The sequence below is a fragment of the Desulfovibrio porci genome (assembly GCF_009696265.1).
Lineage (GTDB): Bacteria > Desulfobacterota > Desulfovibrionia > Desulfovibrionales > Desulfovibrionaceae > Desulfovibrio > Desulfovibrio porci.
The window spans coordinates 346,740-372,818 of sequence record NZ_VUMH01000001.1 but is presented as its reverse complement, the minus strand read 5'-3'; the positions used below and the strand labels follow the sequence as shown (position 1 = coordinate 372,818).

16 protein-coding genes and 1 tRNA gene are annotated in these 26,079 nt (G+C 61.6%); 11 read left to right on the top strand and 6 right to left on the bottom strand.

Annotated elements, in window-relative coordinates; genetic code table 11:
* Positions 1-97: 97 nt before the first annotated feature.
* The 6 genes from FYJ44_RS01630 to FYJ44_RS01605 form a co-directional block, all read right to left on the bottom strand.
* Positions 98-2,995, bottom strand: a complete 2,898-nt coding sequence (locus tag FYJ44_RS01630; protein ID WP_154508515.1) for an EAL domain-containing protein — start codon at positions 2,993-2,995, stop codon at positions 98-100.
* Positions 2,996-3,002: 7 nt separating this feature from the next.
* Complete coding sequence (locus tag FYJ44_RS01625) at positions 3,003-5,042, bottom strand: HD domain-containing phosphohydrolase (protein WP_154508513.1); 2,040 nt, start codon at positions 5,040-5,042, stop codon at positions 3,003-3,005.
* Positions 5,043-5,049: 7 nt separating this feature from the next.
* On the bottom strand, positions 5,050-7,248 hold the full coding sequence (locus tag FYJ44_RS01620; protein ID WP_154508511.1) for a CHASE2 domain-containing protein: 2,199 nt from the start codon (positions 7,246-7,248) through the stop codon (positions 5,050-5,052).
* A 112-nt stretch (positions 7,249-7,360) separates the two neighbouring features.
* Complete coding sequence (locus FYJ44_RS01615; protein ID WP_154508509.1) at positions 7,361-8,713, bottom strand: tetratricopeptide repeat protein; 1,353 nt, start codon at positions 8,711-8,713, stop codon at positions 7,361-7,363.
* A 23-nt stretch (positions 8,714-8,736) separates the two neighbouring features.
* A complete protein-coding gene (locus FYJ44_RS14520) occupies positions 8,737-10,407 on the bottom strand; it encodes a FecR family protein (RefSeq protein ID WP_320861217.1) in 1,671 nt (556 codons plus the stop codon).
* 481 nt (positions 10,408-10,888) lie between these two features.
* Positions 10,889-10,982 (bottom strand) — tRNA-Sec (locus tag FYJ44_RS01605).
* A 290-nt stretch (positions 10,983-11,272) separates the two neighbouring features.
* On the opposite strand from FYJ44_RS01605, the gene ftsH reads away from it, so the two are divergent.
* The 11 genes from ftsH to FYJ44_RS01550 all read left to right on the top strand — a co-directional run bounded on the left by ftsH (position 11,273) and on the right by FYJ44_RS01550 (position 25,931).
* Positions 11,273-13,348: an ATP-dependent zinc metalloprotease FtsH gene (gene ftsH, locus FYJ44_RS01600; RefSeq protein WP_154508507.1), complete on the top strand. Its 2,076-nt coding sequence runs from the start codon at positions 11,273-11,275 to the stop codon at positions 13,346-13,348.
* Positions 13,349-13,367: 19 nt separating this feature from the next.
* Positions 13,368-14,228 (top strand): dihydropteroate synthase, encoded by an 861-nt coding sequence (gene folP / locus FYJ44_RS01595; RefSeq protein WP_195840916.1) that lies wholly within the window; start codon positions 13,368-13,370, stop codon positions 14,226-14,228.
* A gap of 13 nt (positions 14,229-14,241) precedes the next feature.
* Positions 14,242-15,594, top strand: coding sequence for a diguanylate cyclase domain-containing protein (locus FYJ44_RS01590; RefSeq protein ID WP_326833658.1), 1,353 nt, complete (start codon positions 14,242-14,244; stop codon positions 15,592-15,594).
* A gap of 12 nt (positions 15,595-15,606) precedes the next feature.
* Positions 15,607-16,341, top strand: a complete 735-nt coding sequence (cdaA, locus tag FYJ44_RS01585; protein WP_287704416.1) for a diadenylate cyclase CdaA — start codon at positions 15,607-15,609, stop codon at positions 16,339-16,341.
* The gene (locus FYJ44_RS01580) at positions 16,328-17,269 is read left to right on the top strand and encodes a CdaR family protein (RefSeq protein WP_154508502.1); all 942 of its coding nucleotides are present in this window, start codon (positions 16,328-16,330) and stop codon (positions 17,267-17,269) included. The genes cdaA and FYJ44_RS01580 overlap by 14 nt, the downstream gene beginning before the upstream one ends.
* Before the next feature lie 36 nt (positions 17,270-17,305).
* Positions 17,306-18,658, top strand: a complete 1,353-nt coding sequence (gene glmM / locus FYJ44_RS01575; protein ID WP_154508501.1) for a phosphoglucosamine mutase — start codon at positions 17,306-17,308, stop codon at positions 18,656-18,658.
* Positions 18,659-19,194: 536 nt separating this feature from the next.
* Entirely contained in the window at positions 19,195-20,067 is an 873-nt protein-coding gene (galU, locus tag FYJ44_RS01570; protein WP_154508500.1) for a UTP--glucose-1-phosphate uridylyltransferase GalU, read from the top strand.
* 213 nt (positions 20,068-20,280) lie between these two features.
* Positions 20,281-22,650, top strand: coding sequence for a replication restart helicase PriA (gene priA, locus FYJ44_RS01565; RefSeq protein WP_154508499.1), 2,370 nt, complete (start codon positions 20,281-20,283; stop codon positions 22,648-22,650).
* Positions 22,651-22,791: 141 nt separating this feature from the next.
* Positions 22,792-24,072 carry an OmpP1/FadL family transporter gene (locus FYJ44_RS01560; RefSeq protein WP_154508497.1) on the top strand — a complete coding sequence of 427 codons (1,281 nt, stop codon included), beginning with the start codon at positions 22,792-22,794 and terminating at the stop codon, positions 24,070-24,072.
* 358 nt (positions 24,073-24,430) lie between these two features.
* Positions 24,431-25,108, top strand: coding sequence for an outer membrane protein (locus tag FYJ44_RS01555; protein WP_154508495.1), 678 nt, complete (start codon positions 24,431-24,433; stop codon positions 25,106-25,108).
* Between the two features lie 163 nt (positions 25,109-25,271).
* Positions 25,272-25,931, top strand: a complete 660-nt coding sequence (locus FYJ44_RS01550) for an outer membrane protein (RefSeq protein WP_154508493.1) — start codon at positions 25,272-25,274, stop codon at positions 25,929-25,931.
* Positions 25,932-26,079: the final 148 nt, after the last annotated feature.

Genomic DNA, 26,079 nt, shown 5'->3' with positions numbered 1-26,079 from the left:
GAACATGTTGAACAGTCCGGCGCGGATTTCAGAAAAATTCGCGCCGGACTGTCATGTATGGGGATGCCGTTTCCCGGCGGTCCGGGGCTGCGAGAGCCTATGCCGGCAGCCGGGTTCCATCACGCAGGATCTGCTCGAATTCCCGCCGGGGCATGGGCTTGGCGTAGAAAAAGCCCTGCGCGTTGCGGCAGCCGAGCTGGATGAGAATATTGGCCTGTTCCCTGCTTTCCACGCCTTCACAGATAACCGACATGCCCAGTTCCGTCGCCATGCGGATGACATTGCCGAGCACGATCTGCTCCCGTTCGCCGAGCATATTGCGCTGCACGAAGCTGCGGTCCAGTTTGAGCACGTCGGCCATGATCTGCTGGATATTCCCCAGTGAGGAATAGCCGGAACCGAAATCGTCAATGGCGATCAGGAAGCCCCGTTCCTTCAACTGCATGATCTGGGCGCAGGCGGATTCCGGATTGCGCATGATGGAGCTTTCGGTGATTTCCACTTCCAGCAGGTGATGGGGCACCTCATAGCGGGCGGCGATCTCCGCGAGCTGACGCGCAAAATTCGGCCGCTCGAAATGCAGGCTGGAAAAGTTGCTGGAAACCGGATGCAGGGGCAGGCCCAGCTTGCCGCACTCGCTCAGGGCCTTGCAGACCTGTTCAAAGACATACAGGTCAACCTGAACCACCGCGCCGCTACGCTCGAACAACGGCATGAAGCTGCCCGGCATGAGCAGCCCGCGCGTGGGATGGCTCCAGCGCACCAGGGCTTCGCTGCCGATGATCTCGCCGCTGGTCATATCCACCTTGGGCTGATACCAGGCCGTCAGTTCGCCCTGTTCCAGGGCGTTTTCCAGGCGTCCGCTCAATTCCTGATGCAGAAGCGCGTCCTGACGCATCTTTTCGTCATAGAGCGCCAGGGAACCGCCCATGCTCAGCTTGGCGTTTCGGCGGGCGTAATTGGCCAGGTCCAGCATAAGGTGGATATTGTATTTTTCCGCCTTGTTCACCAGGTATACGCCGAAGACCGTGCCTATTTTATAGGGCAGGCCCTGGGCGTAGCGCCAGACGTCCAGGGACTGGGTCATGTCCGTGATTCGGGCCGACAGTTTCTCCCAATCGTGGTAGCGCAGCAACAGAATGAAGTGATCCGCGGAAACGCGGGCGCAGCGTTCGTCCGGGTCGACGCTGTCACGCAGAATGGCCGCGTAGGCGCGGAGCAGCTCGTCGCCCACGGCAAAGCCGAAGTTGTCGTTGATGATTTTGAACTGGCTGATGTCGCCGTAGAGCAGGGCGTATTCGTTTTTGGAGCCGGCCAGCAGCTGATTGCATTCCGCATAGAACTTGTCGATATTGTCCAGACCGGTCAGCCGGTCCCGGTAGAGCAGGGACTGGATCTGAGCGTTGTGCCTGGATTTCATGGCCAAGCTGTAGGCCAGCAGCAGGATGATCAGACCGAATACGGCCACAATGCCGCTGATGACCTCCGCCGGATGTTCGGCCACAAAATCTCGCAGGCGGATGTTGCGGGGTTTGATGGTGTTTTTCAGCACCAGATCGTCCATTTCTTCCATGGAGGTATACTGGACGCACCTGTCCAGAATGGCGAACAGCCTTGGATCGGCATGGCGGGAAACGCCGATGCGCAGTTGCCCCGTGTATCTGCCCAGCGGCGTCGCGTTCAATGTGGCGTAACGCGGTTCGGCCCGCAGGTAGTTGACAATATGGGCGTTGGCATAGGTGGCGTCGGCTTTGCCCGCCAGCAGGGCGTCGAAGCAGTCCTTTACGGAATCGTAATACAGAATTTTTTTGCCGGAATTCTCCTCGGTGACGCTCTTGGAGAGCCAGTAGCCCTTTTGCAGGGCGATGGTCTTGATTTCGTCCCCCTGCCGCAGGCGGACCAGCAAAGCCGGCGTGCTCAGATATTCGCCGGTGGTATTGAGTTTGTAATGTTCATTCCAGAGGTAATCTCCGGCCATCACGCAGACCACGTCAAGTTCGCCTCTGGCGGCCATTTCCAGCGCTTTTTCCTGCGGCAGCGGCACAAAGTCAAAGAGCAGGCCGCTCTCGCTTTCAATATGCTTGAAGAGGTCCGCCACCACGCCGGCAAAACGGCCTGTGGAGGGATCTGTATATTCCAGAGGCGCCCAGGTGGGGTCATAAGCGGCCTTGATCCGTTTTTTCCGGGCGATAAAGGCTTCTTCCTGTTCGGTAAAAACAGGTTTCTGCTCCGCATTGACCGAAAAATACGCGGTGTGCAGGCGCAGGGCGTAATAGGGGTCGCGCAGGGCGATGACATTCATGGCCTTGTTGACGCGGGTCAGCAGTTCCGGCCGGTCCTTGGCCACGGCGATGTACATGGGTTCCGGCGAAAACTGGGCCACGCTGCGGAAAACGCTGTTGCGTCCCAGGTGGGTGATGGCCACGCCGTCCAGGGTCTTGTTTCCCAGCGCGGCAAGCAGGTCGGCGGTTTCCGCATAGGGAACGATGATCAGGTTCAGGTTGTTGTCGCGGCAGTACCGGCGGAATTTTTCGCCGTCCTTGCTGCCCGCGATGATGCCTACCCGCATGCCCTGGAAGGAGTCAAAGTCCTCATAGGAGTAACGCCCGTCGTCCGCCCGGACGTTGAGCGTGGTGTACAGGTTCAGCATGGGCAGCTCGGAAAAAAGCATCTTTTTGGCCCGTTCCGGCGTGTAGTACACGGCGGGCAACAGGTCGATTTCACCTTTTTCCAGCATCGCCAGGGTATTTTCCCAGCTCACGCCGTCCACCACACGATAGGTCAGGCCGCTGAACTTGGCGATTTCCTGCGGATATTCAAAGTTGAAACCGACATATTCGCCGCCGGGAGTACGGCGCATATAGTCCCCGTCCTCGTAATAGCCGACGCGGACGGCTTTTTCCGTTTTTTCCGGCTCGGCCAGCAGGGGCAGGGGAGAGAGCAGAAAGCACAGGCCCAGAATAAAGTGCAAAATGCGCGGAGTGTTGGGGATCATAATTCTCTCACACGTCTTCCTGATCTGGAAAACGTTTGTGGATGGCGGTGATCACGTCGTGGATTTCCATGAAGACGTCGACCAGCTCGGGATCAAAGTGGCTGCCCGCGTCCTGACGCAGAATATCCACGGCGTCCTTCACGTCCCAGGCCTCTTTGTAGCAGCGCCGGGAGATCAGGGCGTCGTAGACGTCGGCGATGGCCGTGATGCGGGCCGCCAGGGGGATGTCCGTGGCGGCCAGCAGCGGATGCTCGGGCGAGCCGGTATAGCCTTTCCCGTCCCATCGCTGATGGTGGTGCAGGGCGATGGTATAGGCCAGCACGTCCACATCCTGGGTGGCGTTTTCAAACAGGCGCGCGCCCATGACCGCGTGCTTTTCCATGACCTTGCGCTCTTCGGGTGTCAGGCGTCCGGGTTTTTTCAGAATGGCGTCGGGTATGCCCACCTTGCCCACGTCGTGCAGCATGGCCGCCAGGCGCAGGCGGCCTTTGGCCGCGCGGATTTCATCGGAGAGCAGGCCGTGTTTTTCAGCCCAGCGGTGGTAAATTTCGGCGGCCATGGCTCCCACGCGGCGCACATGGCTGGCCGTTTCGCGCGGGTCGCGCAACGAGGCTGTCCTGAGCATCCGCAGGATGAGATCGTTGGCCATGCGAGCCCGTTCCAGGGAATTGCCGGCCAGCATCACCATGCGGCCCACATAGCGCGCCATGCTGGGCGTAAAGGCCTGCACCCGGCCGTTGTTCATGCTGTTGATCAGTTGCAGGACGCCCAGAATCCGGTTTTGCACGTCCGTAAAGGGCAAGGTGAGCATGGATACCGTGCGGTAGCCCGTAGACAGGTCAAAGGCGTCGTTGAAGGAATACGGCTCATTGGTCGAAATGGAGCGCACGTCCGGAATGTTCAGGGCGCGGCCCGTGCAGGCCACAAAACCGGCGATGGAACGGGTATCCAGAGGCAGGCTGGCGTTGAGATAGGCGTATTTGTTGGCTTCCGAGCCGGGGAAGAGCGTGTCGTTGGCCGCGTAGGAAAAGACCAGCTTGTTGTCCTCCACCAGATAGATGGTGCCCGCGTCGGCGTTGCTCATGGCGCGGGCCTGATTCAGAACGCTGTCCAGCACGATGTTGGTGTCGGAAAAATGTGAAATGCGGTGGAAGAAATCGCAGAGCTTGCAGTTGATGGATTCCAGGCTCTCTTCCTGTTCCTCCGTTTCGCCGCCGTGGGAGGTGATCAGCATGCCCTGGCAGCCCATCTGAAGGCTGATGGACAGACTGCGGCAATTTTCCCGCAGGCTGTCGAAGGCTTTGTCCAGCTCGCTGTCGCAATAGGAGGGGGCGTAGTGGGTAAAGATCAGATGCCTGACTCCGCGTTGGGCCAGAGCCGCGGGCCATTGTTCCTGCGCGCTGTGTCCCCAGCCGCGGTGCAGGGCATAGTCTCGGGCGAAATAGTGCCCGTCCGCCAGCACGACGTCCGCGCCGGCTGTAAAATCCAGCAGACGCTCCACGGCCGGATTGTCCGGCTTGTCGCCGCATTCGTGATCGCCGGTGAAAACGAAACTCCAGCCGTCGGCCTCAATGCGGTAAGCCGTGCAGGAGCCGGGATGCACTGTGGGGCAGGTCTTCACCGTCATGTCGCCCACCCGGAATTCCTCGCCGGGCGTGAATTCCAGGACGGGCCGCTGGGGCAGTTCCCGCCAGGGAACGGGAAAATGTTTTTCGTCAAAGATTTCCAGGAGACTCTGGGAAAAAGGAACACCCCCCAGCGTGGGGCCGCGCATGCTCAGACGCCAACTGGGATTGTAGAGCGGCTTGAAATGCGGCAGCCCCTGGAGGTGATCCCAGTGGGCATGGCTGAAGCAGATGGTGCAATCCGTGGGGACTTCGTGATCCATGCAGTCGCCAAGGGCATAAATGCCCGTGCCGGCGTCCAGAATCAGCCGGTCGCCGGAATCGGACCGGATCTCCACGCAGGTGGTGTCTCCCCCATAACGCGCCATCTGCGGCGAGGGCACGGGAACGGAACCTCGCGTACCCCACAGCCGGATTTTCATGCCAGCCTCATTTGCTGTTAAACGTCCAGATGCCGTCCCAGACCTCGGGCGGGTCCGCGCAAAGCGCCGCGCAACGGCTGCTGTATACTTCGTAGAACACTGTACTCTCGCGGAATGATTCTCGCAAGCCGTCGAAGAGGCGGCCGGCTTCGGCGAAATCGCCCTGAGCGTAAAGCCGGAGGGCTTCCGCCGTGGTGGCGAATTCCGCCTCGCGGCGCCGGGCTTCTTCCGGCTCATGCACTGAGAAGATGCTTACCGGTCGGGATTTGCCCTTGACCCGGATGCTGTCCAGAGCGCGGAAGTAAAAGGCCGCGTCGCAACGGGCCGCCATGTCGCCGCTGACCACCACTTCAGCTCCGTATTTGGCGCACATGCCTTCCAGGCGCGAGGCCAGATTGACCGTGTCGCCGATGCAGGTGTAGTCCAGCAGATCCTCGGAGCCCATATTGCCCACGTAGACGGGCCCGCAGTGCAGGCCCGCGCCGATGCGCAGGCGCACGCCGAACTCTTTTTCCAGCGCGGGATTGAGTTCGCGCAGCAGATGCTGCATGCGTACAGCGGCGGTCACGGCCCGCCGGGCATGGTCCGGGACGTCCAGAGGGGCGTTCCAGAAGGCCATGATGGCGTCGCCGATGAATTTGTCCAGCGTGCCGCCGCTGTCACGCACGCAGGCGGTCATGGGCGTGAAATAGCGGTTGAGCAATGTTACCACCTGCTGGGGGGCCAGTTTTTCCGAAAGGCTGGTGAAGCCGCGCACGTCGGTGAAGAGCACGCTCACCTCGCGTTCCTCGCCGGCAAAGATGTCGCCCTCCCGGGCGGCGATGCGCGCCACGACCTCCGGGGCCACATAGCGGCTGAAGGCCTGGCGCAGCATGCGCTTCTGCTTTTCCTCCTGCCAGAAGCGCACGGGCAGAATGCAGAGGCCTTGGGCCAGGATGGTCAGGATCACGTAGAGCGGTGAAATGAACTGCCCCTGGGCGAAAAGATGGCCGGAGCCCCAGAGCGCGCACCCGGCCAGGAGCAGGCAGGCCGGGCCGTAAATGAAGGCCCGGGTGAAATTGAATACCGCTGCCGCCGCCAGTCCGGCCAGAAGAATGGCCAGAGTCTGGATGCCGGGCGTGTAGTCCGGGCGCGCGATGTAATCACCGTTCAGAATGGCGTCCACCACTGCGGCGTGCACCTCCACGCCGGGATAGACTGCGTCAAAGGGCGTGGCGCGTATGTCCTGAAGGCCGGCCGCGGACGTGCCCACAAAAACGATCCGGCCCTCAAGTTGCTCTGGCGGGACGCGCCGCTCCAGAATATCGGCGGCGCTATAATAGGGATAAACCCCGCGCGGGCCTTTGAAAGGAACGCGCATCAGGCCCTGCGCCGATACAGGAATACGGTATGGGCCTACCCGGATTTCCGTGAGTCCCTCGGGGCCGGAACGCAGGATCATGGTTCCGGCGTCCAGCCCGCGCATGAGCGCGCGCAGGGAAAGGTTGGCGTAGATATTGTCGCCCAGGCGGTAGAGCAGGGGCACCTCGCGCACCACGCCGTCATTACTTGGGGCCACATTGATGGCTCCCACCGGCGTTTCCCGGCTGAAAACGGCCAGGGGCAGCAGAGCCGAAACGGCGCGCATGACGGTTTCGCGTGGCGGCGGCGCGCCTGCGGGGGTCTGCTCGGCCAGGCCCGTGGGCCGGGGCAGGGGAGAGGGCAGATTTTTGTAGGGATCGAACTGCATGAACACGCCGAGCACCACGGGATTCCGGGCGAGGGTTTCGGCCAGCAGAACGTCATTGTCCGCCAGTTCGGGCGGCAGTTTGCCGAGATCCAGCTCCACTCCGAAATCCTTGCGCAGGCGCCGGCGCAGAAGGTCGGGAGAGCTGCGATCCGGCTCGGCCAGCAGGATGTCCAGGGCCACGCAAGCCGCGCCGTTTTGGGTCAGGGTCTCGATAAGCCGGGCCAACAGGTAGCGGGGCCAGGGCCATTGACCGTACGCGGTCAGGCTCTTTTCGTCGATGTCCACCACCACCGGCACATCCGAAGGTGGCGGGGCCTGACGGGAAGTAAGAAAAAGATCATAGATTTCGTTGTCGAGTTGCCGGAGCAAAGGCGGCTGAAGCAGGTACAACGTCAGCAGCAGAGCACAGACGGCCAGGCTGGGCAGAAGGGTCAGGACCGCGCGCCGCAGGGGTGGATGTCCGGATGGTCTGGGCATGCTGTGCCGACTCCATTCTTGGCGGATTTTGTATGCTGCCGCAATGCGGGCAGGTCCAAGGGAGACGCGGCTGCATTGCGGGCGCGTCCGGGTTCAGCCCTTGCGGGCGGGTTCAGAACGTCCAGGCCAGCCCCATATTGAAGGTATGCTGCTGGTAGCTGTACAGCGGGGAAGAGGAGCGGGTGTCTACGTACTGCACGCCGGCTTCCGCCTGAAGATTGGCCGTCAGGTTGTATATGGCGAACAGGCCGGTGTGGAGAACGGTATCCCGGCGGTCATCAAGTTCCAGTACGGTGGGCGGGCCGTAATAATTTTCGCGACGCACGGAAGCGAAGGGCAGCAGGTGGAATTTGTCCGTGACTTTGAGGCGCAGGCGCAGACTGGCTTCCAGGCCGTTGTAGCTGTAGTCGGCAACGTCCACGGCCGAGCCCAGCGAGCGCAGGCCCAGCGTCATTTCATGGCCAGACGCGCCCAGCAGCACACGAAGATATTCCCCTACCCACCAGTAGGTGCCGTCGCGGCCGATATCCATACTGTAGACCCGTTTTTCCAGAGCGGCCCGGGTGATGAACTGCAAATTGGGCAGCGCCGCCCAGACAAAGGTGGCTTCCGGCCCCAGCACGCGCACGCGCTGGTCCAGATTCTGGTCCGCCATTTCCGCCTTGAAGCGCAATCCGGCCAGTGTCTTGGACGAAGTATGGCGCAGGCCCAGCGAGGCCCGGCCCCAGGCGAACTCATTGTTGGTAAGCAGTTTTGGGTTGCCGTTCCAGCGTTTGAAAAAGGCTATATCCGACACCAGCCACCATGGGCTGTCCTCGCTCATGCGCCAGCCCATATCCAGCATGCCGTTGAGGTAGGAGCCCCAACTATCCACGGCCTTGACCCCATGCACGCTCACATTGTCGAAAATGCCAAGGCTCATGCGCTCTGAAGCCGGGCCTTGGTTGGCGTTGGAGTCGTACATGATGCCGCCGCTGACCCGGCCATGAGCCTGAAAGAGGGCCTGGGCGTTCTCCATACGCTCCAGAATACGGGTGATGCGCGTGTCCGTGAGTGTGGGATCGTACTGTCGGGCCAGATTCAGTTCGCGCCGGGCGGCCTCTTTGTCGTCCAGGCGCAGATAGATGTCGGCCAGGAAGCGGCGCAGATCGGCGTTGGCCGGATAGCGGTCGGTGAGGCGTTCAAAGGCCAGCAGAGCCTGTGGATAGCGCTTGGTGCGGCTGGCGGCCAGAGCCAGACCATAATTGGTTTCGTCATTGTCCGGCTCTTCGCGCAAAAGGCGCATATAAAGCTGATAGGCTTCCTCGTGCCGGCCTTTGTTCAGGAGCGTTTTGGCCTGGGCGCGGCTTTGGTCCAAAGCCAGACCAAGGACGGGCAACGCCGCCGCTGCCTGCCCTTGGCCGCAGTAAAAAAGCAACGAAAAAAGAATCGCCCAGAGCAGGAACGGATGTGTATGACGGGGCATGTGCCGGTGCCGTCTGTGCGAAGTTACGGAGATACTTTGGAACCGCTGCCTGTACCGCTGAGGTCGCCTCCCGGATTCCCGGGGCGTTGGACCTCCCAGTGCTCTACCGTCACCGTGTCGTTGCCGCTGATATTGCCGTTCATGGATGCGCTGGCATCGGGATGCAGAGAATCGGGAGTGAAGTCGCCCACGTTGAAGTTGCCGTTGTCGCGATCCATCTGGCCGGTACCGTTGGTGAAGCTGTTGGCGACCGCACTGTCGGGAGTTGAGGTGCCTGGACCAACCACCATAACGCCGTTGTCTATGCCTCCGCTGCCCAGATTTACGTCAAAACCGAATGTGCCGCCTATGCCTATGCTGGATTCCGTGCCCATAAGCGTTCCCTGATAACTGGCCGTAATCCCACTGGGATTGTCGCCCGCGCCGGGTGTGAGATCACCGCCGGGCATGGGATCAGGAGTGAGATCTCCACCGGTCGTGGAATCGTCACCGGGCGCGGGACCAGGCGTGAGGTCACCGCCGGGGGAGGAATCGCCGCCGGGTGTAGAGTCAGGAGCAAGGTCGCCGCCGGGCGTGGAGCTTCCACCGGGCATGGGATCGGGTGTAGAGCCGCCGGGGCTGGACCCCCCGGGCGTGGAGCCGCCGGGTGTAGGATCAGGAGTAAGGTCGCCACCGGGGGTGGAATCGCCGCCGGACGTGGGGGCAGGCGTGGAGCCGCCGGATGTGGAACCGCCGCCGGGCCTAGAATCAGGCGTGGCGGCGCCGGGGGCAGAGCTATCGGCAAGATTACCGGTCACAACGTGCAGGATATCCTCGTTTCTTTTAGGGGCTGTGGCGGCAACCTGGCTGACTGTGGTGTTGCCCTTGCCGGCCACGCTGTGCCCTCCGGAGGGATCTTCCACGCCGGCCGCGGCCATGGGAGCGGGAGTACTCATCGTTGCCGGATTTTTAGCAGCAGTCGATGATTGCGCCTGCGCTCGGGCCGCCGTTGCCGTACCCCGAGCCGCAGCGTTGCCCGTAGCGGGGGGGTGCGGCGCTTGGCGAGTCTGGCGCGTCACGGTCTGCACCACGCTCATTTCCGCAGGCGTGGCCGGACGCAGCACATTGCCGGCGGCCCCCGCTTCAGTGGTCAGACCGGCCTTGGGCATTTCCGTATGCTGGCCCGTGGAGGCGTTTACCACGCTGACAACATGTCCCGCGCCCAGTTGGCTGAGGATGAATTTGCTCTGGGATGGATTGCGTACGTCGGCTGTCAGAATGGTGCCGCGGATGCCCACCGTGGCGTGCGGTGTGGTGACCTTGAACCCTTCGCGATTCCGCTGCACCACCTTGCCGGTGACCACACGGGCCAGACCACGGCCCACGCCCAATGCGAAACTGGCCTTGGCCGGACCGCCGAAGCTGAAATCCGCGATATTGATCAGACTGTCGGGCGCGACGGCCACAGTAGTGTCGTCGGCAAAAAGCAGTTGCAGCTTGCCGGTGGCATTGGTGCTGACCTTGTCTTCTTTGTACAGCGGGTCTTTAAGCCTGAGCGGCGTACGCTCGTTTCCGCGCTGGACAAAAGCCCCGGGCGCCACGGCGATCACGCGCGCCGCTTCGGCGGGCTGGGGTGACGCGGCAAAAGCCGGCTCGACAAAGCCCAGACACAAGCAACAGAATATTGTCCAGAAAACGGCGCGCTGGAGAAACACAGAGGCCTCCGCAAAGGCTGAAGGTTCACCGCGTTCGTTTCAGGGGGGGGAGAAACGAAAACAGACCGTTGTTGGAATTGCGCCACGCTACGGATTTTCCGCCCGCTTCAGGCGGAAAACAGCATGGAGATCATCCGGGAATGTGACGCCATATTTTTGCTGGCCTATACCCGCAGCATAGCCGTGTCAAGGCAGGCCGCCCTGGGGAAATAAAGAACCGGATCCGGACATGCAATTATGCCCGCCCGAGGTTTTTCTTCACGCCGCCCCGATACACGCCCATCCGGCCTCAGGCGGGAAAAATTCCATGCCGACGGATGAAATTACCCTGCATGAAGGGCAAATTTTTTCCGGGCTCATTTGATTGCTCTGTCGCGTCGGAGGCAGGCGTAAGGCCCCAGTGAGATTTGTCATACCCATCTGAAGAGAACTTCAGGGGATTGGACTGCCGACAATTGAAGGATCGCGGACGGGTCACGTTTGGCGGAGACGTATAGGGGTCGAACCTACCGTGGACATTTCTGCCCACCACCGGTTTTGAAGACCGGGCGCCACACCGGTGACGACACGTCTCCCCGCCGTAATGACAGCGGAACCATAAGTGAAAAACACCGTATCCGCAAGAGGCGGCCCGGGCTCCGAAGCGGACGGGGAGGCGCATCCGCAAAAACGGCCCGCCGGGACGCGGCCCATTGCCAAGCTTACAAAGAATATTATATTCTATAAACTGGGCACTGCCGGAGCGGTCGCGTACTGTCTGATTTGACACCGGCCGCATGCAGGTAGTATTTTCCCGCTCCAGACCGGGCGTGAACCCGGTACTGGCCGCGCCGTTCGGCGCGCTGAAATCGTAACGGAGGCAGCGTTGAATCAGTTCAGTCGCAACCTGATGCTGTGGGCGATTATCGTCCTGGCGATGGTCATGCTTTTTAATATGTTCCAGCAACCGCAGGCCGGTCTGCAACGGGTGCCCTATACGGAGTTCCTGAGCAAGGTGGACGAGGGACAGGTGCTGTCCGTGACCATCCAGGGACATACGCTCATAGGCAAAACATCGGACAATAAGAGCATCCAGACCTATGCTCCGCAGGATGCGGGCCTGGTCAACAGACTCATTGAGAAAAAGGTGGAAATCAAGGCCGAGCCGCCGGAAGAATCCCCCTGGTACATGACCCTGCTGGTATCCTGGTTCCCCATGCTTTTGCTCATCGGCGTCTGGATTTTCTTTATGCGCCAGATGCAGAGCGGTGGCGGCAAAGCCATGAGCTTCGGCCGTTCCAGAGCGCGCATGCTCAATCAGGAGAGCGCGCGCGTCACCTTTGCCGATGTGGCGGGCGTGGACGAGGCCAAGGAAGAACTCTCGGAAGTGGTGGAATTTCTGTCCAATCCCAAGAAGTTCACCCGCCTGGGCGGACGCATACCCAAGGGCGTGCTGCTGGTGGGGCCTCCCGGTACAGGCAAAACCCTGCTGGCGCGGGCCGTGGCCGGCGAGGCCGGGGTGCCGTTCTTTTCCATTTCCGGTTCGGACTTTGTGGAAATGTTCGTGGGCGTGGGCGCTTCGCGCGTGCGCGACCTCTTCGTGCAGGGCAAGAAGAACGCGCCCTGTCTGATCTTTATTGACGAAATTGATGCCGTGGGTCGCCAGCGCGGCGCCGGTCTGGGCGGCGGACATGACGAGCGCGAGCAGACCTTGAACCAGTTGCTGGTGGAAATGGACGGCTTTGAAAGCAATGAGGGCGTCATCCTCATCGCGGCCACCAACCGTCCGGACGTGCTGGACCCGGCCCTGCTGCGGCCCGGCCGTTTCGACCGTCAGGTCGTGGTGCCCACGCCGGATCTGCGCGGCCGCCGCCGCATTCTTGAAGTGCACACCAAGCGCACGCCTCTGGATCCGGACGTGGATCTGGAGGTGCTGGCGCGGGGCACGCCGGGCTTTTCCGGCGCGGATCTGGAAAACCTGGTCAACGAGGCGGCGCTGCAGGCGGCCAAGCTGAATCAGGACAAGCTGGACATGCGCGACTTTGAATTCGCCAAGGACAAGGTGCTCATGGGCCGCGAGCGGCGCAGCCTGATCCTCTCGGACGAGGAAAAGCGGATCACCGCGTATCACGAAGGCGGCCACGCCCTGACCGCCCGGCTGCTGCCCGGCTCCGACCCGGTGCACAAGGTTACCATCATTCCGCGCGGCCGCGCCTTGGGCGTGACCATGCAACTGCCTGAAGAGGACCGTCACGGCTACTCCCGCAGCTATCTGAAAAACAATCTGGTGGTGCTGCTGGGCGGCCGTGTGGCTGAAGAGCTGATCTTCGATGACATCACCACCGGCGCGTCCAACGATATCGAGCGCGTCACCCGCATGGCCCGCAAGATGGTCTGCGAGTGGGGCATGAGCGAGGCCGTGGGCACGCTGTCCATCGGCGAGACCGGGGAAGAGGTCTTTATCGGCCGCGAATGGGTGCAGAACAAGAACTTCAGCGAAGACACGGCCCGTCTGGTTGACTCCGAGGTCAAGCGCATTGTGGAAGAGGCTCACGCCCGTTGCCGCAAGCTTTTGCAGGACAACGAGGAAACGCTGCACCGCATCGCGCGGGCTCTGCTGGACCGTGAAACCATTACCGGCGACGATCTGGATCTGTTGATGGAGAACAAGGAACTGCCGCCTCTGGACATCAACGGCAAGCCCCTGAAATCTTCCCGGCCCGGCGGCCCCCAAAACCGGGACAAGGGCGGCGATTTCGTTCTGGAGCCGGACGATGCGGGCCAGGAAACTTCCGGCGACGCGGCTGCGGCCGACGCCATGGGCCAGACGCCCCCGGCGACTCCGGAAACTGATCCGTCGCGTCCGGAACCGGCCACGACGCCCACCCCGGAGCAGGCGGACCATGCCGGACAGGCTGATCTGAAAGACCCGGCCGACCATGCGGAACAGGATAAAAAGTAAGCGGCGGGGCGCATCCGTTATGGATGCGCCCTGGCTCGTGCGCGGGGGCAGGGCGCTGACGGCGTCCGCCCCTTTCGGCGTTATGGGCATCGTCAACCTGACGCCGGATTCCTTTTATGACGGCGGCGCGCACGCCGGGCCGCACGCGGGCCTGACGCATGCCCTGCACCTGCTCGATCAGGGCGCGGACATTCTGGATCTGGGCGCGGAATCTTCCCGCCCCGGCGCGGCGGCGCTGGAACCCGCCGAAGAACTGGAGCGTCTGTTGCCTGTGCTGACCGGCCTGCGGCAGCGCGCGTCCGGCGCGGTCATCTCCGTGGACACCTATCACGCGGCCACCGCCGCTGCGGCTCTGGAGCAGGGGGCCGCGATCATCAACGACATTTCAGCCTGCGCTTTTGATCCCGGGCTCCTTGACGTGCTGGTCCAGTATAAACCGGGTTACGTGCTGATGCACAGCCAGGGCCGCCCGGATCGCATGCAGCGCGACCCGCGTTATGACGACGTGCGCCGCGAAGTGCTGGAATTTTTCGAGCGTGAACTGGCGCGCCTGACGGCCGCCGGGCTGCCCGAAGACCACATCGCGCTGGATCCGGGCATTGGCTTCGGCAAGACACTGGAACACAATCTAGCTCTGCTCTCCCACCCTGAGGACTGGCTGGGCTTCGGCCGGCCGGTGCTCATGGGCCTGTCCATGAAGTCCGTGTTCGGCGGTCTCCTGGGCCTGTCCCCTTCCCAACGGGGCGCGGCCACCCAGACGGCCACAGCCCTGCTCTGGAGCCGGGGCGTATTCTGGCACCGGGTCCATGACGTGGCCGCCGCCCGACAAAGCCTTGCACTGGCCGCCGCGTTTGCTCCCCATGCTTCCCCCGCCGATTGAAAAAGGATCCCGTGTGCTTGAGAACAGCGGCATATCGCGGCGGGCCGCCGCCACTTTCATCATTCTGTTGATTCTGTGCAGCCTGGCCGTCTACCTTCTGGTGGAGCGGAAATACCAGTTTGAGTATATCAAGATGGAGAGGATCATCCTCAACCAGAGCAACAGGCTCACCAATGTTCTTACCCGGCTGCTCTACAAGACGCAGGCTCTTTCCGCTCTGGTGGTGCAGCATAACGGCAAGGTGGAGAATTTCGAAAAGGTGGCTGCCACCCTTCTGGACGATCCGGCCATCCTCAATGTGCTGGCGGCTCCGGGCGGCGTGGTCAGGGCCGTGTATCCCGTCGAAGGCAATGAGGCCGTGCTGGGCCTGAATTTTTTTGAAAAAGGCGCTGGCAACCAGGAAGCCGTGGAAGCCAGAGATACAGGCCGGCTGGTTCTGGGCGGTCCTTTCACTCTGGTGCAGGGAGGAGAGGCCCTGGTGGGCCGTCTGCCCGTGTACGCCGATGACGGCAAGGGCGAGAAGCTATTCTGGGGTCTGGTTTCCGTTACCCTGAAATTTCCGCAGGCCCTGAACGGCGCGGAACTGGACAAACTGTCCGAACTGGGCCTGGCGTATGAAATCTGGCGGGTCAGTCCGGAGACCAATGAAAAGCAGGTCATCGCGCACAGCGCGTATGAATATAACGACGACGCGCCCTATATTGAAGTGCCGCTTACCATTTTCAACGCCCACTGGTTCTTCCGTGTTTCGCCCATCAAGCTCTGGTATCAGTATCCCGAGTCCTGGCTGTACATCAGCCTCGGCGTGCTGGTCAGCTTTCTGCTGGCCATGCTGGCCCAGCACAATCTCGATCTGCGCCGCGTCCGCAGCCAACTGGAAAACATGGCCTATCATGATCCGCTGACCGGCATCCTCAACCGGCGCGGCCCGTTTGAACGACTGCCGGTCCTGATCGGGGAGGGCGGCTACTTCAGCCTGTATTATCTGGATCTGAACAATTTCAAGACCTTCAACGATACCTACGGGCACACTGTGGGCGATCGGATATTGCAGGTTTTCACGGAACGCGTCCGGAAGCGGATGGACTTTCCGCATCTTTTCGCGCGCATCGGCGGCGACGAGTTCATTCTCATCGCCTACGGGCAGGAGAATGAGGAAAAGGCCGACAAACTGTTCAACGGCATCCGCGTCGCGCTGCAAGACCTGGTTGTTGAGGGCGCCGGGGACGTCCGGATTTCCTTCAGTATGGGCAAGGCGGTCTATCCCCGCGACGGAAACAATATCGACGAACTGATCGCCCACGCGGACGGCGACATGTACACAGAGAAACGCACCCGCTCCGGAAAAATCGGCGCGACCGCATAAGGAAATCATACGGTGTTCGAGCATTTTGTTTTCGACTGGCGCGACCTGCTGGACATTGCCCTGGTCAGCGCGCTGCTCTACCAGGTCATCCAGTTGCTGCGCGGCTCCCGCGCCCTGGCCGTGCTTACCGGCCTGGGGCTGCTGACCCTGCTGTATTTCATGTCCAGAACCATGGGCCTGTATACGCTCACCTGGCTGTTGCAGCATATTTTCAGCTCCTTGTTCATCCTCATTGTGGTCATCTTTCAGGCCGACATCCGTCAGGCTCTGGGCGAAATCGGCGCGCATCGGCTGTTCAGGCGGCGCGACCTCAAGCAGGGCGGGGTGGAGGAAGTGGTCATGGCCTGCGTGGAAATGGCCCGCCTGCGTGTGGGCGCGCTCATCGTCATTGAACGCAGCATGCGCCTCGGCGACATGATCAAACGCGAGGGCGTACGGATGGACGCCCAGCTCTCCCGCCAGCTGCTCATGAATATTTTTTATCCCAAGGCCCCGCTGCACGACGGCGCGGTGGTCATCAGCCGCGGGCGGATCATGGCGGCAGCCTGCATTCTGCCGCTGGCCGTGGCCAAGGGGCAGAATTTCGGCACCCGCCACCGGGCGGCTCTGGGCATCACCCAGGAGAGCGACGCCGTGGTCGTGGTCGTGTCCGAGGAGCGCGGCGAAATTTCCGTGGCCATGAAAGGGGAACTGGTGCGCGCTCTGGACGCGGCGCGTTTAAGGCAGGTGCTCAATGAAATCCTCTGAGAACAATGGCGGGCTGCGGCGCGCGCCGCATCTGTTTTCACTGCTGGTGGCCGTGCTGGCCGCCGTGGCCATGTGGTACGTGGTCAGCGTGCGCGATCGCCTGGAAGCCCAGGTCGAAGTGAATATCGACTATTACGGCATTCCGCCCAACCTGGTGGTCACCGACGGCCTGATCAGCAAGATCACGGTGCGCCTGCGCGGACCGGAAACCCTGCTGCGTTCCATCCCCCAGCAGCGGCTGACCCAGGCCGTGGACCTGTCGGACATCAAGAAGGGCGTCACGATCGTGCCGCTGGGCGGTGACAATCTGGGACCCAACTTCCGGGCCTTTGAACTTGTGGATATCCAGCCGCCGCGCATCGTCATCAAGGCCGACACCCTGCTGGAGCGCAGCGTGCCCCTGCGCACCATTGTGGATTCGCCCCTGCGCGGCGGGGCTTTGACTGTGGAAAACGTCAGCGTGTCCCCGGCCACCGTGGTATTGCGCGGACCCGAGGACGTGGTGTCGGATATTTCCAGCGTGCCGCTGACCATCATGCTTGATCCCAAGGCGGCGGGCACCACCGTGCACCAGACTATCGCCCTGGACACGCCCAGCCTGGTCACCGCCACTCCCTCCTCGGTGCGCGTGCAGTACACCATCACCAGCGGGCGCACCGTGGTGTCGCGGCGCTGCAAGGTGGAACTGGCCGGGGAGAACCGCCGCCAGTATACGGTGGAGCCGGAGGAGGTGACCGTGCTGGTGGAAGTGCCCGAAGCCCTGGCCAAGAGCGCCCGTTATCTGGGACAGTTGGAGGTCAGCGTCACGCCCCCTTCCCTGGAGCCGGGCCAGAGCGAAAAGGCGGAGCTGCGTTTCCGCCTGCCCGAAGGCATGACCCTCTTGAATCCGGCCACTGAAGAAGTTACGGTTTTTCGCAAGAAAAAATAGCCTGCGCTTGTGCATGCGAGTTCAAAAGGAGTTTTCATGGCTGAACGTCTCTTCGGCACGGACGGCCTGCGCGGCACGGTGAACACCGCGCCCATGACCGTGGACGTGGCCCTGCGCCTGGGGCTGGCCGCCGGGGTGCGCTTCCGGCGCGGCCCGCATCGGCATAAGGTGGTCATCGGCAAGGATACGCGGCTTTCCGGCTACATGTTCGAATCCGCGCTCACGGCGGGCTTGTGCGCCGCGGGCATGCACGTGATCATGACCGGCCCCCTGCCCACGCCGGCCATCTCCTTTCTGACGCGCAGCATGCGGGCCGATCTGGGCGTGGTCATCTCCGCCTCGCACAATCCTTTTTCCGACAACGGCATCAAGTTTTTCGACGCCGACGGCTACAAACTGCCGGACCAGACCGAAAATGAAATCGCCGAAATGGTCCTCAATCCGGACATGGCCTGGCCCTATCCGGATTCGCGCATGGTGGGCCGGGCCACCAAGATTGAGGACGCCGGGGGCCGCTATATCGTCTATACCAAGAGCTGCTTCCCGACCCAGCTGACCCTTTCCGGCCTGCGCATCGTGGTGGACTGCGCCAACGGCGCCAGCTACAAGGTGGCCCCGCTGGCCCTGGAAGAACTGGGGGCCGAGGTTTTCCGTCTGGGCACCGCGCCCGACGGCACGAATATCAATGACCACTGCGGCTCGCTTTATCCTGAAGTTGTGGCGGCCAAGGTGCGCGAGGTGCGCGCCGACGTGGGCCTGGCTCTGGACGGCGACGCCGACCGTCTGATCGTGGTGGACGAGCACGGCAACGTCCTGGACGGCGACCAGCTTATGGCCCTCTGCGCCCAGGCCATGATGGCGCGCGGCGAACTGCCGGGCAACATGCTGGTGGCCACAGTGATGAGCAATCTGGCGCTGGAGATTTTCATGCGCGAGCACGGCGGCGTCCTGTTGCGCACCAAGGTGGGCGACCGCTATGTGGTGGAGGCCATGCGCCGCGAAGGGGCCATGCTTGGCGGCGAGCAGTCCGGCCATCTCATTTTCCGGGGCTACAGCACCACGGGCGACGGCCTGCTGGCGGCCTTGCAGATTCTGCGGATCATGCGCGAAAAGGAAAAGCCGCTCTCCGAACTGGCGGGCCTGCTCACGCCCTTCCCCCAGAAACTCGTCAATGTCCGGGTGGAAAAGCGCCTGCCCTTTGAAGAACGTCCGGGCATCGGCGAGGCCGTGGCCAGGGTGGAAAAGGAACTGGCCGGGCGAGGCCGGGTACTGTTGCGCTACTCGGGCACCGAAGCGCTCTGCCGGATCATGGTGGAAGGCGAAGATGAGGACAAGGTCAAGGTCTACGCGGCGGATCTGGCGGAGGTGGTGGCGCGCGAACTGCGTTAACGGCGTGTTGACACTACGTTTTTTTGCTCCCTGGCTGCGTCGAAATTTGCCTTTTATTCCAGTCGAGCACCATATCTCTGCTGTCCTCATCCGTAAGCAGCTTCGCTGCAACGGCTGAGGCAAGAGTACACTTTTCATAACAGGCTTGTTCTCCTTGCCGGTTAACAACTTCCTGTAGTGTCAACACTTCCTGGAGCATTGCAATGTTGAAATGCCCCGGCATTATGCTTTGTGCGCCGCATCGCTGCTGTCGATGCCCGTAGCCCGCTCCGCTCGGACGGACACGACCCTTGTTGACCGCCTTCCGGCCGCGAAAATGCGTTTTTCTCTTGCGCTTGCCGGGCTTTTGGCGGAGTATGAACTTGAGGCATATCCGGCGCGTTGCGGAACAGTCAAAGTTCTTATGGCAACGCGTCGCCGGGTTTCCCCGGCCGATGGTATGGGCGCGGCGGCAGAGCGCCGATGTGCTCCGTCAACCCGCAACGCTCCGGAAACGCTGATGCTGTTCGGATACTAATACATGAGCGGAGGCGCGCATGAAGGATATTCGCAAGGTGATCATTCCGGTGGCTGGTTGGGGTACGCGTTCATTGCCCGCGACCAAGAATATTCCCAAGGAAATGCTGCCCATCTATAATAAACCCGTCATCCAGTACGTGGTGGAGGAGGCGCAGCGCGCTAAGATCCATGATGTGATCTTTGTGACCAACCGGGACAAGAGCGTCATTGAAGATCACTTTGACTACAACCTCCAGTTGGAGGCTGTGCTGGAACGCGCGGGCAAGCTGGACAAGCTCAAGGAAGTGCGGCAGGTGGCCGAAATGGTCAACATCATGTCCGTGCGCCAGAAAAAGCAGCTCGGCCTTGGGCATGCGGTGCTCTGCGCGCGTGAACTGGTGCGCGATGATCCCTTTGCGATCATGGTGGGCGATGACCTGATGTTCGGCGGCGTGCCGGGCATCGGCCAGCTTATTGAAGTGGCCATGGCCGAAAAAATGCCGGTCATCGGCGTCATGGAAGTGCCCTGGGAAAAGGTCAGCCGCTACGGCATCATTGACGGCGAGGAAGTGGCTCCGGGCGTTTTCCGGGTGCGCAACATGGTGGAAAAGCCCAAGCGCGAGGCCGCGCCCTCGCGGATGGCCATTGTGGGCCGCTATGTGCTCACGCCGGAGATTTTCGACTATCTGGAAAAGGTCGAGCCGGGTCATGGCGGCGAAATCCAGCTCACCGACGCCCTGCAGGCCATGGCCCAGGACCGCGGCATGATGGCCGTGCGCATGTCGGGCATGCGCTTTGACGCGGGCGACTGGGCGGAGTTTCTTACGGCCAATATCTATTTCGCCCTTCAGGACGAGGAACTGCGCTACGAATTGCTGGGCCTGCTCAAGAATTTCGTCCAGTTCCAGTAGGGGCTTGCCTCCAAACCGGTTTTTTGCCTTCCGATTGCGTCAGGAGTCCATTGCGGCGCGGGTCTGTACCGAATGTGCGGTTCCCGCTCGTAGTGGACTCCTTTCTTGCGGGAGGAACGACCTTTTGGAAGACAAAGCCCGTGTTGTCCGTGTCCTTTTATTTTTTGATCTCGAACGCCATGCAGCCACTGCCGAGGTAACGGTTTTTCCAGTATGTACGCCAGCGTCGCCCTGTTGAGCCCCCCCTATGCCTGTCTGACCTATGCGCTGCCGCCGGAATTCCCGTCGGAATTCTGGCGGCCCGGCCTGCGTCTGGCCGTGCCGTTGGGCAGGGGAGAGCAGGGCGCGTTGCGGGCGGCGGTGCTTCTGGCCGTCAGCCTCACCTCAGGCCTGCCGGACAACGTGGCCTGCAAGGCCGTCTGCTGGCCGCTGGAGGACGCCCCCCTGCTGCCACCGGATCTGCTGGCACTGGCTCAGGATCTGGCCCTTCGCCAGGGCGTGGAGCCGGGCCATATTCTGGGCCATGTGCTGCCCCAGGGACTGCGCAGCACGCGCGTGCGCCTGCACCGGCTGGAAGCGGGGCGCGCGGCGGCGCTGAGCCTGCGCCGGATCAGGGAAGCGGACGCCGGAGAGCGGCTGGACCTGGCCCGGGCTCTTCGCGCGGGCGCGGCCCGTATGCTGGCCCCCGGCGCGGACGCGGCCAGCGAAGAATTCTGCCTGTTGCGCGCCGATCCGCCCTGGCCGGTGCGCCCCTCGGCCACACGTCAGATTGAAGTTCTGGAATACCTGCACGAACACGGGGCCGTGAGCCGTCGCCGCCTGCTGCAAAGCCTGGGACAGGCCGCGGCTCCCGCCTTGCAAAGTCTGCTCAAGGCCGGGCATCTGGCGCTGACGCGCGAGGAGGCCGAGGAAGAGACGGAGCAGGCCCTGCTGCCGCCCCCGCCCGCACCCTTCAGTCTCAACGCGGATCAGAGCGCGGCCCTGACCGGCCTGCGCGCGGCGCTGGATGAAGGTGCGGCGGCTTCCCGCCTGCTCTACGGCGTCACGGGCAGCGGCAAGACGGCCGTGTATCTGGAACTGGCCAGGGACTGTCTGGCGCGGGGCAAAAGCCTGCTGCTGCTGGCTCCGGAAGTGGCCCTGGCCCACAAGTTGCGCCGCGACGCTGCCTGCGCCCTGCCGGATGCCCCGCTCTTTTTTTATCACGGCTATCAGTCTCCGGCCCGGCGCGAGTCCACGTTTCGCGCACTGGCCGCGCGGCGTGAGCCCTGTCTGGTGGTGGGCACGCGTTCGGCTCTTTTCCTGCCCGTGCCAAAACTGGGCTGTGTGGTGCTGGACGAGGAGCACGACGGCTCCTTCAAGCAGGACGAGAGCCTCTCCTACCAGGCCAAGGAAGTGGCCTGGTTCCGTATGGCCCAGACGCGCGGCCTGCTGCTGCTGGGGTCGGCCACGCCGGACATCAAGACCTTTTACGCGGCGGAAAACGGCCGGTTGCCTTTACTGCGCCTGCCGAGCCGGGTGGGCGGCAGACCTTTGCCGCCGGTGGAACTGGTGGACATCAGCATGCTGTCCCCGGCGGTCTCTTCCGTGGAGGGCGGCGGCCTGCTGGCGCCGCAGAGTGAAGCGGCCCTGCGCGAAACCCTGGACAGGGGCGAGCAGGCCGTGGTGCTGCTCAACCGGCGCGGCTACGCGCCGTTGATGTACTGTCTGGACTGCAACAGCACCCTGCGTTGCCCGCAGTGCGAAATCGGCCTTACCTACCATAAGGGACGGGAAAAACTGGTCTGCCATTACTGCGGCTATACCCGGCCCTTTCCCTCGCCCTGCCCGCAGTGCAAGGGCATGAATTTTCTGCCGCTGGGCGAGGGCACCGAGCGCCTGGGCGAGCGTCTGAGCGTGCTGGCCGGACGGCCCGTGCTGCGTCTGGACCGCGACAGCACGCGCCGTCCGGGCCGCATGGAGGAAATCCTGGCGGCCTTTGCCCGGCAGGAATCGCCCATCCTGGTGGGCACCCAGATGCTTTCCAAGGGCCATCATTTCCCGCAAGTGACTCTGGCCGTGGTGGCCGACGGCGATCTGGGCCTGAATCTGCCCGATTACCGCGCGGCCGAGCGCACTTTTCAATTGCTGGTCCAGTCCGCCGGGCGGGCCGGACGGGGCGAAAAACCGGGCCGGGTGCTGATCCAGACCCGCGACGTCAGCCACTACTGCTGGCAGTACGTGCAAACGGGCGATTATGAAGGTTTTTACGCGGCGGAACTGGCCCGCCGCCGCTTGCGGCAGTATCCGCCCTTTGTGCGCCTGGCCTTGATCCGCATGTCCTTCGGCGTTGAGGAAAAGGACGGACCAGCGGCCCTGAATGAACTGACCGCCGCGCTGCGTCTGCGGGCGCGCGAACTCGACGTCCGCATGCTGGGGCCCGCGCCCGCGCCTCTGGCGCTGCTGCGGGGGCGGCGGCGTTTCCATTGTCTGCTCAAAGCCGGGGACTGGCAGGTACTGCGCCAGCTTTATTTCTTTGCCAAAAGCCGGAAAGCCGCCGCGCCGCTGCGACTTTTCCTTGACCTCGATCCTGTTAATATGCTGTGATAGTCGGCATATCTTTTTGAGGGGCGGGCGCGTCATCCGCTCCGCGTCGTTGCGCCATGTGGAAAACGTCAGGCCCGGGCCGGCGTTCTCCGGAGGGGGAGCGCGCGGCGTTGGTCTGGTCTGTGCTCTACAGGAGGAGAAATGAGGGGTCTGCGCGTTTCCTGTCTTTTGCTCGCGCTTCTCGCGGGCATGGCGTCAACGGTTCTGGCCGAGGGTTTCGCCCTCAACGAGTGGAGCGCCAGGGGCGTGTCCCTGGCGGGGGGCATGGTGGGGCGCGCCGACGACGTATCGGCCCTGGCCTACAATGCGGCGGGCATCACCCAACTGCCGGGCGCGCATGTCATGGGCGGCCTGGCTTTCATCGCCCCTATCGGCACCATCATCGCCGAAACGGGCGGCATGGAGCACGGCACCACCACCAAACCGGCGGTCTGGCTGGCTCCGCACGGTTATGCCAGCTACCAGCTCAACGACAATGTCTGGCTGGGCCTGGGCGTATTCTCGCGTTTCGGGGTGGGCAACAGCTATGACGGGAGCTGGACGGGAAGATACAATATTTATGACGTGGGCCTGCAAACCGTTTCTTTTGTACCCACCCTGGCCTACAAGATCAACGACGTCTTTTCCGTATCTCTGGGGGTGGAGGCCCTCTACGCCAGCGTGTACATGGGGAGCAAAATACCCACCCTCACAGGCGGTCCGGTCTGGGACAACGACATGCAGGTTGAGGGGCAGGGATGGGGCGTGGGCGCGCATCTGGGCCTGCATATGCGTCTCAATGACCAGTGGTCCGTGGGCCTCGCCTACAAGAGCCAGGTCACCCTCAACATCAACGGCGACGCCGATTTCGGCTGGCAAGGGGACAATCTGCTGACCAGGGCGGCGCATTTGCCCGACGCCCGCAACTGCTCGGCCAATGCCACGGTGCAGCTTCCGGATTCCCTGGCTCTGGGCATCGCTTACAAGCCGCTGGACAATCTGAGCTTTGAGGTGGGCACGGTCTGGACGCGCTGGTCCACCTACAATGCCCTGAATGTCTATTTTGACAGCGGCTACGGCTCCGTCAGCAACAAGGAATGGCGCGACGGCTGGAACTTCAACGCCAGCGTGGAGTACAAGCCCCTGGACTGGTGGAGCCTGCGCGCCGGTTTTTCCTATGAAACGCCGGTGCTCAATGAGGATCACGCCGATTTTATGATGCCCACCAACGGCCGCACCACCCTCAGTGTGGGCACGGGCGTGCGCTGGAATGACTGGACCTTTGATTTCGCCTACGCCCACCTCTGGATCAATCCCACGGACTATGACAGCACCGACGCCGCGGGCATCCGCAACAATATCTTTAACGGCGGCGTCAGCGGCGGCCATTCGGAAAATGTGGTGGCCAATATTTACATGTTTTCCGTCGGTTATACTTTTTAGAGCCGCTTAATGGTACGACTCTGCGCGGCCGGGACACCATGTTCCGGCCGGTAAGTTCCACGCCTCCGTCAACGGCTCGCTTCATTTGACTCCGCGGACAATTTTAAAAGAAAATTGCTCTGAAGCCGGCAAACGCCCATAGGGGTTTGCCGGCTTTCTGTTGTATGGCATATATTTTGCACATCTTAAGCGCCCGGCAAAGAAATGACGTCCGCAACAAGGAAGGTATTGTGGCGGATTCCGGTCGGGGCGGGAAAGTCAAGAATTTCTGTAGAAATTTTATTGACAATTTCCAGAATTTGCACAACTCTCAAAACTCCCTGTGAACAGAAGGGGAAAAGCATTCAGGAGGACTGTCATGAAACGCATTATTGCCGCTTTGGCACTTGTGCTGACGCTTGCTCTGCCCGGTCTGGCCGCGGCGGAAGGCACCGGCATGTATCTGGCCCCCAAGTTTCTGATGAGCATTCAGGATACGGGACGGATGGAACGTTCGTCCGGGCTTGCGGGTTCGGGGGTGGACGATTACAGCCAGTTCACCTTGGGTGGGGCTCTGGCTCTGGGCTATGATTTCTGGCCGCAACAAATGCTGCCCCTGCGCGCTGAAATTGAATTCGCCCTGCGCGGCAACAGCGAACATAGCTGGAGCGACGGCGGCACGAATGTGAGCGACGTCAAGGGCACCTGGAACAACTCCACGCTCTTCGCCAACCTGTTCTGGGACTTCCACAACGATACGCCCTTCACGCCTTATATCGGCGCTGGCTTGGGGCTGGCCTTCAACTATACCGGCTATGATTTCACCACCACCAACGGCAGCAAGTTCTCGGTCGATGACCGCTTCACCAATTTCGCCTGGAACGTGGGCGTGGGCGCGTCTTACAGCTTCAACGAAAATCTCGCCATTGACGCTTCCTACCGTTTTGTGGGCCTGGGCTACAACGAGGTCAGCGCATATCACAACGGTCAAAAGTATGAGGTCGGCAACGATCCTTACAATAACGAATTCATGCTGGGGCTGCGTTTCGCTTTCTAGACCGTATTTCGTATCCTTTTGAAAAGACGTTCTTCGCGATATACGCGGAGAACGTCTTTTCATTGCATTTTTCCGGAAACTATATAAAAAGATTGACGCTATGAAGAAAGAATGTAATGCTTTAACTCTGGAGAAAACATTTTTCCCTTTTGGAGGAAGCGACATGAAACGTATTTTGGCTGTCTTGGCTTTGATGGCGGTTCTGGCCCTGCCGGGCTTGGCTCAGGCCGAAGTGAACGGCTTTTATCTGGCCCCTAAATTTCTGATGTCCATTCAGGATACGGGCGTCATTTCCCGTCCGTACAGCGACATGACGGACGAGAGCTACAGCCAGTTCACGCTGGGCGGCGCGCTGGCCGTGGGCTATGACTTCTACCCCCAGCAGCAGATCCCCCTGCGCGCTGAAATTGAATTCGCCCTGCGCGGCAACAGTGAAAAGAGCTGGGATTCCATCTATAATGGTGACAGCATCAGCACCAAGGGACTCTGGAACACCTCCACTCTGTTCCTGAACCTCTACTATGACATTCAGACCGGCACCCCCTTTGTGCCTTATATCGGCGCGGGCGCGGGACTGGCCTTCAATTATGTGGAATATACCGTGGATGGTCCTGGTTACAATAATAGTGCCAGTGACAATTTCACCAATTTTGCCTGGAACGTGGGCGCGGGCGTGGCCTACAACTTTAACGAAAACTTTGCCGTGGACCTGGGCTATCGCTTCATGATGATGGGCTACAACGAAGTTTCCAAGGGCGACACCAATATCAGCAACCAGCCCTATAACAACGAATTCATGCTGGGCCTGCGCTTTACCTTCTAAGGCCTGCTTTGCAGTGTACAAAAAAACCCGCCGATCGGCGGGTTTTTTTGTACTTCTGGTCTGTTGCGCTGGCACCTTCTCTGTTTTCACAAAGGACGGCATTTGTGTGCCGTGTTCTGATAACAATTTTTGTTATCACAGGAGGTTA